The sequence below is a fragment of the Zemynaea arenosa genome (genome assembly GCF_004614185.1).
Lineage (GTDB): Bacteria > Pseudomonadota > Gammaproteobacteria > Burkholderiales > Burkholderiaceae_D > Telluria > Telluria arenosa.
On the sequence record NZ_SPVF01000065.1, the window covers coordinates 1 to 12,866 of the forward strand.

General features: G+C 67.8%; 13 protein-coding genes. 5 read left to right on the forward strand and 8 right to left on the reverse strand.

Features of this window, described 5'->3' with window-relative positions; translation table 11 throughout:
* The 5 genes from E4L96_RS04270 to E4L96_RS04290 all read left to right on the forward strand — a co-directional run.
* Window positions 1–2,743 (forward strand): EAL domain-containing protein (locus tag E4L96_RS04270; RefSeq protein WP_135205989.1); only part of this gene is annotated, 2,743 nt, incomplete at its 5' end.
* Between the two features lie 13 nt (window positions 2,744–2,756).
* Window positions 2,757–3,116, forward strand: a complete 360-nt coding sequence (locus E4L96_RS04275; protein ID WP_135205990.1) for a hypothetical protein — start codon at window positions 2,757–2,759, stop codon at window positions 3,114–3,116.
* A gap of 73 nt (window positions 3,117–3,189) precedes the next feature.
* The gene (locus tag E4L96_RS04280; protein ID WP_135205991.1) at window positions 3,190–3,576 is read left to right on the forward strand and encodes a phasin family protein; all 387 of its coding nucleotides are present in this window, start codon (window positions 3,190–3,192) and stop codon (window positions 3,574–3,576) included.
* Window positions 3,577–3,631: 55 nt separating this feature from the next.
* Window positions 3,632–4,303 carry a TetR/AcrR family transcriptional regulator gene (locus E4L96_RS04285; protein ID WP_135205992.1) on the forward strand — a complete coding sequence of 224 codons (672 nt, stop codon included), beginning with the start codon at window positions 3,632–3,634 and terminating at the stop codon, window positions 4,301–4,303.
* A 34-nt stretch (window positions 4,304–4,337) separates the two neighbouring features.
* Complete coding sequence (locus E4L96_RS04290) at window positions 4,338–4,919, forward strand: LOG family protein (RefSeq protein ID WP_135205993.1); 582 nt, start codon at window positions 4,338–4,340, stop codon at window positions 4,917–4,919.
* 65 nt (window positions 4,920–4,984) lie between these two features.
* Here the strand turns inward: E4L96_RS04290 and E4L96_RS04295 are convergent, their stop codons facing one another.
* From E4L96_RS04295 to E4L96_RS04330, 8 genes are all read right to left on the reverse strand, one after another.
* A complete protein-coding gene (locus E4L96_RS04295) occupies window positions 4,985–6,100 on the reverse strand; it encodes a diguanylate cyclase (protein ID WP_135205994.1) in 1,116 nt (371 codons plus the stop codon).
* Window positions 6,101–6,139: 39 nt separating this feature from the next.
* Window positions 6,140–8,875, reverse strand: coding sequence for a bifunctional diguanylate cyclase/phosphodiesterase (locus E4L96_RS04300; RefSeq protein WP_135205995.1), 2,736 nt, complete (start codon window positions 8,873–8,875; stop codon window positions 6,140–6,142).
* A gap of 49 nt (window positions 8,876–8,924) precedes the next feature.
* Complete coding sequence (locus tag E4L96_RS04305; protein ID WP_135205996.1) at window positions 8,925–9,350, reverse strand: type 2 periplasmic-binding domain-containing protein; 426 nt, start codon at window positions 9,348–9,350, stop codon at window positions 8,925–8,927.
* Window positions 9,351–9,361: 11 nt separating this feature from the next.
* A complete protein-coding gene (locus E4L96_RS04310; RefSeq protein ID WP_229414216.1) occupies window positions 9,362–10,603 on the reverse strand; it encodes a porin in 1,242 nt (413 codons plus the stop codon).
* A gap of 262 nt (window positions 10,604–10,865) precedes the next feature.
* Entirely contained in the window at window positions 10,866–11,207 is a 342-nt protein-coding gene (locus E4L96_RS04315; RefSeq protein WP_135205998.1) for a KGG domain-containing protein, read from the reverse strand.
* 48 nt (window positions 11,208–11,255) lie between these two features.
* Window positions 11,256–11,648 carry a hypothetical protein gene (locus E4L96_RS04320; RefSeq protein ID WP_135205999.1) on the reverse strand — a complete coding sequence of 131 codons (393 nt, stop codon included), beginning with the start codon at window positions 11,646–11,648 and terminating at the stop codon, window positions 11,256–11,258.
* The gene (gene phaP, locus E4L96_RS04325; protein ID WP_135206000.1) at window positions 11,641–12,234 is read right to left on the reverse strand and encodes a phasin family protein; all 594 of its coding nucleotides are present in this window, start codon (window positions 12,232–12,234) and stop codon (window positions 11,641–11,643) included. The genes E4L96_RS04320 and phaP overlap by 8 nt, the downstream gene beginning before the upstream one ends.
* A 132-nt stretch (window positions 12,235–12,366) precedes the next feature.
* The gene (locus tag E4L96_RS04330) at window positions 12,367–12,786 is read right to left on the reverse strand and encodes a hypothetical protein (RefSeq protein ID WP_135206001.1); all 420 of its coding nucleotides are present in this window, start codon (window positions 12,784–12,786) and stop codon (window positions 12,367–12,369) included.
* Between the last annotated feature and the right edge of the window lie 80 nt (window positions 12,787–12,866).

The window sequence follows — 12,866 nt, forward strand, 5'->3', positions numbered from 1 at the left end:
GGCCAGCCCCGCGCCCGCGGCGGGCAGCACAGGCGCCGCCGGCAGCGTGGGCCACATGACCGACCAGCTGGCGAATTCGCTCACCAGCCTGCAGGCCGTGAGCCTGCGCTTGACCGCATTGATCGATCTCGGGATCTCGCTCAGCGCCGAGCGCGATCCCAATGCTTTGCTGCGCACCGGCTGCCGGGTGGCGCGCGACATCTGCATGGCGCGCTACGCCTGCGTGGGCGTGCTGCGCGAGGACGGCAGCGGCACCGCGCTGGTGATGCCCTGCGGTGAGGAGCCGTCCACCGCGGTACTGGCCGGCAGCCCGCGCGCGGGGGTGCTGGGCACCTTGCTGGACCGCGCGCAGCCCTTGCGCCAGAGCGGTTTGTCCGGCGACCCGCAAGACCTCGGCCTGCCCGGCGACCATCCGCCCGTGCATTCCTTCCTGGGCGTGCCGCTGGTGGTGCGTGAGCGGGTGCGGGGCTGGCTGTACCTGGCCGACAAGACCGGTTCCGGCGCTTTCAGCGAAGTCGATGAACGGGTGGCTGCCACGGTCGCCGCCCAGGTGGCGGTGGCCTACGAAAACCTGCAGCTGTACGACGAGATCCGCCTGCACCACGCCCAGCTCAAGTCGGACCTGGCCGCCCGGCAGCGGCTGGACGAAGAGCTGCGCCGCTTCCGCACCGCGATGGACGCCACCGCCGACGCCATCTTCCTGCTGGACCGCACCGCGCTGCGCTTCGTGGACGTGAATGCCACCGCGTGCGCGATGTTCGGCTACGGCCGCGACGAATTCCTCGCCCTGCAAGGCCAGGCGCTGGACAGTGCCCCCGCCGCGCTGCGCCAGCTGTACGAGCTGCTGCAGGTGGCGGAGCAGAGCGGCGCGATCACCGAGTCCACCCTCACGCGCCGCGACGGCGCCAGGCTGGTAGCCGAACTGCAGTGCCGCACCCTGCGCGCGGGCGCGGGCTGGATGCAGGTCGCGGTGGTGCGCGACATCTCGGAGCGCAAAGCCACCGAACAGCGCCTGCTCAAGCTCTCGCACTTCGACACCCTCACCGGCCTGCCCAACCGCACCCAGTTCAAGGTGGCGCTGGGCCGCGCGCTGGAACAGGCCCAGGGACATGCCTGGTCGGTCGGCGTGCTGCTGCTCGATATCGACCGTTTCAAGACCATCAACGACACCCTGGGCCACGGCTGCGGCGACCGGTTGCTGCAGCTGTTCGCCAGCCGCCTGGTCGAGACCCTGCGCGTGCGCGACACCATCGGCCGCTTCGGCGGCGACGAATTCGGCGCCATCCTGATGCTGCCGGACAGCCCGCGCAGCGCGATGGTGGTGGTGGACAAGCTGCGCGAAGCGATCGCCCGTCCGTTCGTGCTCGATGGGCGGGAGCTCTCGCTCACCGCGTCCATTGGCGTGGCCGTGTATCCCACCGATGCCGCCGAGCCCGAGACCCTGCTGCGCTTCGCGGACAACGCCATGTACCGCGCCAAGGCCGATGGCAATGGCGCCTTTCGCTTCTTCACCGCCGAGATGAACGCGGAGTCGATGGCCCGGCTGGACCTGGAAAACGCGCTGCGCCACGCCATCGACCACGGAGAATTCGTGCTGTACTACCAGCCCAAGGTCCACCTGGGCTCGGGCCGCATCAGCGGGGCCGAGGCCCTGCTGCGCTGGCAGCGGCCCGGCCACGGCATGGTGTCGCCGGCCGTGTTCATCCCGGTGCTGGAAGAGACCGGCCTGATCGTACGGGTCGGCCAGTGGGTGATCGAGGAAGCCTGCCGCGCGATCGCGGGCTGGAGCCGGGCGGGCATGCCGGTGCAGGTCTCCGTCAACGTCTCGGGCGTGCAGTTCGTGGTCGAGACGCTGGAGGAGGACATCAAGGGCGCCATCGGCCGCCACGGCATCTCGCCGGAGCTGCTGGAGCTGGAACTCACCGAAAGCTCGCTGATGTCCAACGCCGAGCAGACCATCGCGGTGCTGCGCAACCTGAAGGCGCTCGGGGTCCAGATCTCGGTGGACGATTTCGGCACCGGCTATTCCAGCCTGGCCTACCTGAAGCGCTTCCCGCTCGACAAGCTGAAGATCGACATCGCCTTCGTGCGCGAGGTGACCAGCAACCCGGACGACGCGGCCATCGTCCTCGCCATCATCAACATGGCGCACAGCCTGAACCTGAAGACTGTGGCGGAAGGCGTGGAGCGCGAGGCCCAGCTGTCCTACCTGCGGCGCCATGGCTGCGACGAGATCCAGGGCTTCTGGTTCAGCCGCCCGGTGGAGGCCAGCGCTTTCGAGGCCATGCTGGCGCAGGGCCACGCATTGGCCGCGCCGGGCGAGCATCCGGAGGAGGACAAGCCGACCCTCCTGATCGTCGACGACGACAGCTTCATGCTCGATGTGCTGTCGGACTTCCTGGCGCAGGACGGCTACCGCATCCTCACCGCGCATTCGGCCGCCGAGGGCTTCGATCTGCTGGCGCGCCACCACGTGCAGGTGATCCTGTGCGACCAGTGCATGCCGATGATGAGCGGGACCGAGTTCATGGAACGCGCCAAGACGCTGGCCCCGCACACTTTCCGTATAATGCTGTCCGCCTACGCCGACCTGGCTCCGATCATCTCGGCGATCAACCAAGGCGCGATCGACCGCTTCTACACCAAGCCGTGGAAGGGCGCGGCCCTGCGCGAGAATATCCGCGAAGGTTTCCGCCTCCTGTCCCGGCAGCGGGACGGCAGCGCCGCGTACACCCAGCATTAGAACGAGGACCCGCATGCCCAACCTGGTCATCCGCCGAGAAGTCGGATGGGAACGCAAGCCGACCACCTACACCATTTACGTGGACGGCGGCACAGCCGGCACCATCATGCAAGGGCAGCAGGTCGTGCTCCCGGTCGAGCCGGGGCGGCACAGCATCGTGTTCCGCATGGGGCGCTACGCCTCCGAGGCGCTGGACCTGTCCATCGTCGAGGGCAAGAATGAGCTGCTCGAATGCGGCCATGAACTCAAGGCCGTGCCTTCGTTCTTCGGCAAGCTGCTGGGCCCCAAGTCCTTCATCCGCGCCAAGCGCCGCGGCACCAGTTTCGGCGCCGAGGAGCGCAAAGTCCCGCGCCCGGACCGGCCCAAGTTCTAGGCCCTTTTTAGACCCCCATCTCTAGCGGGCCTGCCTACAATGGCACCCGACATTCATCTGACGAGGTAACTCCATGGCGGGCAAGCCGAAAGCGAAACAGGCGCCGGGCGCGGTGCAGGACGACGAACAGCTGGCGGGCGCGATCCGCAGCGTCGCCGCGCAGATCTGGCAGGCGGGCCTGGGCGCCTTCGCCAAGGCCCAGCAGGACAACGAGTCCTTCGACAGGCTGGTGGAGGAGGGCGCCGAACTGCAGCGCCGCACCCGCTCGTTCCCGGAACGCGCGGAAGATGGCACGGGCGCGCTGGAAGAAGTGTTCGAGGAGCGCGTGGCGCGCGCGCTGGCGGCCATCGGCGTGCCGTCGCGGCGCGACATCGAGGCCCTGCATGCGCGCATCGACGAACTGGCCGCGCGCCTCGACGGCGCGACCACGCCGGCGCCAAGGAAAGCGCGGGCGAAATGACCGTGCAAGCCGCATCGACTTCAGTTATGCTCACGGAAAACTCCCCAGCATAGCCATGCTCCAGAAAGCGCCCCGACGAACCCGCGAACGCATCCTCGAACTGTCCCTGCGGCTCTTCAACGAATTCGGCGAACCGAACATCACCACCACGGTGATCGCGGAAGAGATGAACATCTCGCCCGGGAACCTGTACTACCATTTCCGCAACAAGGACGACATCGTCAACTCCATCTTCGCCCAGTTCGAGGCGGAGATTGGCCGCATGCTGATCGTGCCGGAAGGCCGCCGTTCGAACCTGGAGGACGTGTGGTTCTACCTGCACTCGATGTTCGAGCTGGTATGGCGCTACCGCTTCTTCTACCGTGACCTGAACGATCTCCTGTCGCGCAACCGCAAGCTGGAGCTGCACTTCAAGGAGATCCTCAACCACAAGATCCGCGTGGCGCGCGAACTGTGCGAAGACCTGCGCAGTGAAGGTTCGCTCGAAGCCTCGGACGCCGAGATCGGGGCGCTGGCGACCAATATGGTGGTGGTGGCGACCTATTGGCTGTCCTACGAATATGTGCGCAACCCGCGCAAGTATTCGGAGCAGCAGTCGATGTCGGAGGCGCTGGCGCGCGGCTGCTACCAGGTGCTGTCCCAGATCGGCCCCTGCCTGCGCGGCGACACGCGGCTGCTGTTCCAGAAGCTGTCGGAAGAATATCTCAAGAAAATCTCGGGAAAATAAAGCGTCCCGGCATTCCCCTCAAGGCAGAACATCCATGAAGTCGATTGCAGTGTATTGCGGCGCCTCGCACGGCGTCTCGCCCGTGTATGCGGCGGCCGCGCGCGAACTGGCGCAGGTGATGGTGGCGCGCGGCCTGCGCCTGGTCTACGGCGGCGGCAACGTCGGGCTGATGGGCGTGATCGCCGATGAAGTGCTGCGCCTCGGCGGCACCGCCATCGGCGTGATCCCGCAGGCGCTGATGGCGCGCGAGGTCGGGCACACCGGCCTGACCGAGCTGCACGTGGTGCGCGACATGCACGAGCGGAAGGCGCTGATGGCCGACCTGGCCGATGGCTTCATCGCCATGCCGGGCGGCTTCGGCACGCTGGAAGAACTGTTCGAAATGCTCACCTGGTCCCAGCTGGGGATTCATCGCAAGCCGGTCGGCCTGTTGAATACGGACGGGTTCTGGGATGGCCTGCTGCGCTTCGTCGATCACCTGCACGAGCAGGGCTTCGTGCGCCCGCCGCAGGTGGCCAGCGTGCTGCACGCAGCGCACGCGGACCCGCTGGTGACCAGGCTCGCTGCCGAGGCGGCACTCACCGCCGGGCTGCCGGAGCACCCCGAGCTGCGCTGACACAGCGCGTTACCGGTGGGCGGCCACCGGTTCCGCGGCTGCGGGCGGGCGCAGGCCGGGTCGCCTCAGGCGGCGATAACGCGATCCCGCCCGGTGGACTTGGCGGTGTACATGGCCTGGTCGGCGCGGGTGATCGCATCGGACAGCGGCTCGCCCGCCTTGCGCTGCACCACGCCCGCCGAGAAGGTGATGCGCAGCGCCGGCGGCACGCCATCGACCTCCACGCTCGCCACGCGCTCCTTCATGCGTGCCACCACGCGGTGCGCGTCTTCCAGCCGCGTATCGGGCAGCATCAGCAGGAATTCCTCCCCACCCCAGCGCGCGAACAGGTCGCGGTTGCGCACCTCGGGCCGCGCCGCATCGGCAAACGCGCGCAGCACGGCGTCGCCGCAGGCATGCCCGTAGCGGTCGTTCACCAGCTTGAAATGGTCCAGGTCCAGCAGCGCCACGCACACCGGGCCGGGAGCGCCGTCGATGCGCTCCTCTTCCGCCGACAGCACGGCATGCGCATGGCGGCGGTTGGCCAGCGCAGTCAGTTCGTCGATGGTGGCCAGGGTCTGGATGCGCTCCAGGGCCTTCTGCAGCTCCGCCTTCTGGTCCTTGAGGCGCGCCCGTAGCCGGTTCATGGCGCCGGACAGCGCGGTCACGCCGGTCATGCCCAGCGCGATCAGGATAAAGTTCATCAGCTCCACCGCGGGCGGGTACTGGGCCGGATCGAGGCGCGCCATGCACCACATGGTCACGCCGATGCACACCACCGCCGTCGCCGCCAGCGCCACGGCCTGGCGCGGCCGCAGGGCAAAGGTGCAGAACACCATCACCACCAGCATCAGCGACATGCTGGCGCCGCGGATCGGTCCGGTGATCGCATAGGCCGCGATAATGCAGCCCATCGCCCACACGGCCTGGTACAGCGCGAGCTGCCAGTATTCCAGGCCGAGGCGCTGGGAGAAGCGCACCAGCAGATAAAACGAGGTCACTCCCGCCATGCCGGCGCCGATCAGGATCAGGCCCGCCTGCGGCGGTGTGGTGCCGGCCAGGATCTCGGCCACCAACACCGCCAGCGACGCCATATAGAAGGCGCAGGTGGCGAACCAGTAGGCGAGCAGCCGGTCAAGGGTGTGGTCGGCGCCCATGAACAGGCGCGCGAGGGGAGAACGGGGTTTTTCCGGAGCTGTCATCTCGTTTTTATATTGTTTATATTTTTAATAGTTTTCGTATTATTCGAGAGGTTCATCCGCCATGTCCAGTGCCTGCATAAAATTCGGCACGGTGGCGCCACATGCGGCCTGCTCGGCCAGCATGCGGGCGATGTCCGCGGCCGGGACGGGACGGGAGAACAGATAGCCCTGCATTTCGTCGCAGTCGTTCTCGCGCAGGAAGCGGAACTGCTGCTCGGTCTCCACCCCTTCCGCGATCACCCGCAGGTTCAGCTTGTGCCCGAGCGAGATCACCGCCATGGCGATGGCCTGGTCGTCCGGGCTGTTGGCCAGGTCGCGCACGAAGGTCTTGTCGATCTTGAGGGTGGAGATAGGGAAGGACTTCAGCGCCGACAGCGACGAATAGCCGGTGCCGAAATCGTCGATCGACAGCAGCACGCCCATGGCTTCCAGGTCGCTCATGCGCTCGATGGCCTGCTGCAGGTCGCGCATGATCAGGCTTTCGGTGACTTCCAGCTCCAGCGCGCCGGCCGGCAGGCCCGAGTCGCGCAGGGCCTGGGCCACGCGCTCCACCAGACGCTTGTCCTCGAACTGGCGCGGCGACACGTTGGCGGAGATGGTGATCGGCGGCAGGCCGGCATCGCGCCAGGCCTTGTTCTGGGCGCAGGCGGTCTGCAGGACCCATTCGCCGATCGGCAGAATCAGGCCGCTTTCCTCGGCCAGCGAAATGAAGCGCACCGGCGGCACCAGGCCGTGCTCGGGGTGGTGCCAGCGGATCAGCGCCTCGACACCGAAGATGCGGCCGGTGCGCAGGTCCACCTTGGGCTGGTACAGGAGGCTGAACTGCTGCTGCTCGACCGCGCTGCGCAGGCCTTCCAGCAGCACCAGTTTTTCCTCCACGGTGGCGTTCATCTCGCGCGTGTAGAACTGGAAGTTGTTGGAGCCGAGATCCTTGGCGCGGTACATGGCCGCGTCGGCGTTCATCATGAGCGTGGTCGGGTCGTCGCCGTCGCGCGGGTACATCACCACGCCCATCGAGGCCGACACCTGCACCTCCTGGCCCTCCAGCAGCACCGGCTCGGCCACCGCCTGGCGCACGTTCTCCAGCACCGGCGTGATGGCCAGCGGGTCGTGCGGCAGGTCGGTCAGGATGATCACGAATTCGTCGCCGCCGAAGCGGCCCAGGGTGTCGTCGCGGCGGATGCAGCGGCCCATGCGCTCACCGACGATCTTGAGCAGCTCGTCGCCCGCGTTATGGCCCAGGCCATCGTTCACCAGCTTGAAGCCATCCAGGTCGATGAAGGCCACCGCCACCGCGCGCTGCTTGCGGCGCGCGTGCAGGATCGACTGGTCCAGCCGGTCGCGGATCAGCGAGCGGTTGGGCAGGCCGGTCAGCTCGTCGTGGTGGGCCATGTGCAGGATGCGCTCCTCGGTCGATTTGCGCTCGGTGATATCGCGCACGATCGCCACCACGCCCCCTTCCACCGCCATCACCTGGCGGTGCAGCCAGCGGGCACGCACGGTGGAGATGTCGTTCTCCCATTCCGCCTCATGCACGCCGCCGACCACGGTGGCCATCACCAGGTCGTCGAACACGCCGTTGTGGCGGCACTCGGGCGCGATCGAGAGCAGGGTGCGGCCGCGCATGCGGTGCTTGTCCAGGCCCGTGAGCTGTTCGGCGCGCGAGTTGATGGTGTCGATCACGAAGTCCACCACGCTGCCGTCGGCATCGGTCACGCTGCGCATCACGAAGAAGGCGTCGAGCGAGGCTTCGGAGGCCGCGGCATAGGTCTCCTGCGCGCGGCGGATGCGGCGCCGGGTGCGCGTGAGCTGCCAGGACCACACGCAGATCAGGGCGACGATGACCACCACCGCGGCGCTGGCCGAAGCGGCGGCCAGCAGGAAGTTGCGGCGGTGCTCCTGGAAGATTGCCATCTGCTCGCTCTCGGCCAGGCCGACCGCGGCCAGCAGCGGGAAGCCGTGCAGGCGGCGCACGCTGATCACCCGCCGCACCCCGTCCCACGGCGAGATGGCGGTCACGCTGTCGATGTTGTCGGCGGGGCCGGGCTGGCCGAAGCTCACCACGTCGCCGATCCGCAGGGCGCGGAACTGGCCATCCTCGCCAAGGAGGCCCAGCATGCCTTTCTCGCCCTGGCGGCTGCGCTCATAGCCGCTGGTGAAGTAGGCCGGGTCGACCTCCACCACGGCCACGCCGGCGAAGTGGCCCTGCGCGTCGTTGATGCGGCGCGTGAAGTGCAGGTGCCACTCGGGATTGGCCGCGTCGCGCATGGTGCGGGTGACGAAAGGCAGGTCGGCCGCGCTGTCGCGGTGGTAGCGGAAGAAGCCCTGTTCCGAGACGTCGATCATCCTGGCGTTCGGATGCGAGGCGACGGTCATGCCGTTGCGGTCGACGATGCTGACCACGAACACCAGGCCGGAAGGCAGCAGGCCTTTTTCATCCAGCGCGGGCAGCGCGCCGTCCACGCCCTTGAGCTCCACTGCGTACTTGAGCACCTTCAGGGTCTGGTCGATGCCGCCCAGGTTGCGCGCGACCTGCGCCTCGTAGGTGTCCATCAGCTCACGTGCGGCATCGCGCGCGCCCGCCTGGGCGGCCGCGCGCTCGTTGTCGATCATGTGCAGCGTGGCGATCCACAGCAGGACCAGCAGCAGCAGGGCGAACAGCGGCAGCGTGATGTGGGTTTCCAAGCCCAGGCCGAGCCAGCGGCGCAGGCGCTGGCGCCCGCGCCGGGCCGGAGCCAGCGCGAGGGCGGGAGTGGGAGCCGGCGGCGCGATCATATGGGCGATCTGGTCGTCAGTGCGTGGTGGTCGATGCGCGGCCAGGCGGTCAGTGCACCACCAGCACCGGCTTGACGCTGGCGTCGAGGGCGGCGCGGTCGATGTAGCCGATCAGGTTCGGGTTGTCCGCCACCATGCGGCGCACGGTGGCGCTGTTGGCGGCTTCCTTGGGCGGCTGACCGCGGCCGGTGAAGATCATCTTGCTCCAGTAAGCCTTCATCAGCGGCGGGGTGCGCGCGGCGACTTTGCTGTAGAACTCATCGCGCTGGGGCGAGCCGAGCGCCTGGTCCAGCGCGATCGCTTCCGCGCCATCGGGGAAGCGGCCGATCTGGCCGAGGAAGATGTCGGCCACCTGCCCGGCGCGCAGGGCCGTGACCTGGCTGCGGGCCGAGACGATGACCACCAGGTCGGCGGCGCCGGCATAGGCAGGCCATGCCAGGACCGCGCATAGCAGGGCGGGGAGGAAGGTACGCATGGCTGGCTTCCTCAAAAGACGAAGTCGAGGGCGGCGGTGGCCACCGTGACCGCGTGGCCTGGCACGAAGCCAGGCTGGGTATTGACGAAGGTGCCGTAGGACTGGCCGCGCGGCTGGATGCGGTCGACCTGGAACTTCAGGTCCAGGTTGTCGCGCAGGTCCCAGCGCACGCCCGCGCTCAGGGTGTGCTGGTCGGCGATATGGCGCAGGATGGTGTTCAGTTCCCCCGTGAGGTAAGCCGCGGTCGGGCGCACGGCGGGCGGCAGCGTTGTCAGCGGCACACCGGCGGTCGCGGTGGCGCCGCGCGGGTGCGAGGCGGCAAACGCGAGGTAAGGCGTGAACTCGCCCAGGCGCGCCCCGCCGGTCAGGTAGACCACATGGCGGTCGCCCAGGTAGGACCGGGTGCTGGCGCGGCCGATCTCGCCCTGCGCGAACCAGGTGCCGGGATCGTAGGCCAGGCCGAGGCTCAGGCTGTCCGCGCGCTTGTGGTCGGCGTCCCACTGGTCGGCGATGGCCGCGCCGGCCGGGCCGAACATGCGGTAAGTGACAAAGCCTTCGTGCGCCAGGTCGACGGTCAATTCGGTGGTCAGGTAGGACACGCGCGCGGTGGCCGCGCCCCAGGTGACGGTGTTGGACAGGCCGGCCAGGTGGCGCGCCTGCAGGCGGGAGTTCTCGCCGACCTTCTGGTTGTTGCGGCCGTAGAAAACCTGGGTCACGTTCTTGACGTCGCCGCGGTTCCAGCGGTAGGACAGGTCCAGGCCGTCGCTGTTGGTGATCGGGATCGCGCCGTACACCTCGACCGGGGTACGCACCCACGGGAAGGCGTAGCCGACCTTGCGGTAGTCGGCCGCCAGGCCCATGGGCAGGGCGATGCGCCCGAGCCGCAGCGCCAGGTCCGGCGTGGCCTGGTACTTGATGTTGCCCCACTCGACGATCGGGCGCCAGGTGTTGGTGATCTGCTGCTCGCTGATCAGCTGCAGCACGGCAGTCCACTGGCCGGAGGTGGCGGTGAACTGCACGCCCAGGCGGGAATCCGGGTTGATGCTGTTGACGCGGGTCGCGCCGGCCCCGTTCGCATTCAGCACGGAGCTGACGAAGTCGGACTGGCGGTCGGCCTTGTGGACCATGCTCAGCGTGCCGAAGCCGCTGACGGTGAAGCTGGCCGCACTCTCGGCTGGCGCTTCCTGCGCGGCGCAGGTGGCCGCTGCCAGGGCCAGGGCACTGAGCGCAAATGGAATGCGGAATCGGGACATCCGGGACGGGGAATCGGTGTGCTGCATGGACTTTGGAATCGTATGTGTGTCCGAGGGCGCGTGCCCTTAAGGAAAACACTGTATCCATACAGCAAGTGACTGTCGATAATTTCCTTTCAGAACTGAAATTCGTGACAAGAAAATGGCGCGCCGATGCAACAAACTTGACAACTTGTGTTAAGTCCTTTGCAAGACTGCTGTCCGGTCAACTTGCATTCCCATGCAAGCGGCATGACGCGCCCCGGTCGGTCATCGCGCGCGCTTATTCATCGCTGTCGCGCGTGGAGCTCTGGCGGCTGCCGCTCTTGCTGTGCTGCTGGGCGGCGGCGCGGTTGGCCTGGCGGCTTTCCCCGCCTTTGCGGCCGATGTCGGCCATGTGTTCCCGGTCGCGGCTCACCACTTCGCCCCCTTTCTGGCCGGCGCGGCGTGCTTCCTCCGAGTTGAACTCGTGTGCGGTCCCCTTCTGGTGGGCGGCCTGGCCGCCCTTGCTGGCAATTTCGCGCTGCTGGGCTTCGTCCATTGCGGCAAAGCCACGCTTGGACGGGCCCTGGGCGTGGCCCGCGCTTTTTTGCGAATTGCCTTTGTCCTCTTTTCCGGTTGCCATGTCTGAAAATCTCCTCAATGCGTTTGACGGTTGCGTTTGCTTGCTGCGTCAGGTGGGGCTGCGCCAGCCCGGCGGGTGGCCGGCCAGGCAGTGCATATCGATGCCGGCCGCGCGGGCGGCGGGAAAGGCGGTGGTGGTGAAGGCGTTTTCGCTGGGCGCCGGCAGGAACGGGGCAGGGGCGGAACTGGTCCAGCCGGCCGGCACCGCCACCGCTGGTTCGGGTTCCCAATACGCCTCGGCCCGGCAGGCGTCGTTGTCTTCGCTGCCGTCCATGGCCAGCTCGTGGCAGGCCTGGCCGACGATGTCGGGCTCCCCTTCGTCCTCATCGTCCAGGCGCAGCCGTTCGAAGGCCTGGAACAGCTCCAGGACCTTGTCGTGACCAGACCCGGACAGCGACAGCGCCTCCAGGCCAGGCAGTGAGCGGTAGCGGCGTCTAGCCACGGGCCGGCTCCTGGCCGCGTTCGCCAGGGCGCGGGCCGGGCTGCGCATGCTGCTGGCCGTGGCCGTCCGGCCGCTGGCCCATGGCCGACTGCACCCCCTGCTGCATCCCTTGCATGCCCTGCTGCATCCCTTGCATGGCTTGCTGGCCGGCGCTGTTCATGCGTTCCATCGCCTGGCGGTGTTCGGCAGCAATCTTCTCGGTGGCTTCGGTGCTGCGGCGGACCACTTCGTCGGCCACCGCGGTGGCGGTGCGCGAGGCTTCCGGCATGTGCTGCTCGGCGGTGCGGGTCAGCTCCACCTGGGCCCCGGTGAGCACGCCCATCAGCTGCTGCTGGTAGCTGCGCACGTGCTCGGAGGCCGGCATGGCGCAGGCCATCGCCGCAGTGCCGAATTCGACCGGGTCGGTGGCGGACAGCATGTGCCGCGACGCGTTCACGCAGTCCTGGATGCACTGCTGGGCGAACCGCAGGTTCATTTCGGTCATGCGCTGGGCGGCGTCGTAGACCTTGTTGGTCAGTTCCGTCAGCAGCGACACCTGGGCGTTCAGGTGGGACTGCAAGGCTGGGGTTTGTACTAATGCATTCATGTAAGCGCTCCTTCCCTGGTTGGTGACAAGGCGGCGTCAAGACCGCTGACCCATAGAGGAACGCTGTCGCGGGCGGTTCACTCGAAACCCCCACGCTCTGTGCTACGTCAAAAGTGCGTCAGGTTGCGTGCGTCAACTTGCCAGGTCGGGCCCGGCAAACAGGCCGCGCTCATCCAGCAGCGCGTAGACGATCTCGGGGTGGGTGTCGAGGCAGCGCCGCACGGCGCGGGGAATCGATTCGCGCACCTTGCGGCACAGGCCGGGCCGTTCCGTGAGCGAGATCGTGAGGCCGAACACGGTGCGCACACCGCGGACGGAGGGGATGATGTTCAATTCGATGCCGAGCTGCTCGTGCATCCTGCCGGCCAGCCGCTGCATCTCGGCCCAGGTGGTGATGGCCTCGATGCGCGCGATCAGTTTCTTTTCTTCCTCGCGCGTCAGGCGCAGCGGGCGCAGGTCCGGCGCCGGCGCCGCGTACAGCTCTTCCCGCCGGCAAGTGCAGGCGCCCGGCGGGCACTCGACGCGAAGGGGGAAGGGGGCGTGTTCCAGCATAGCCCCCGAGTATCCAACAGGCGCCTGGAGATGGCAAGCGTGCGGCCGGCTCAGCGCCGCGCCAGCGCGCGGGCCAGAAG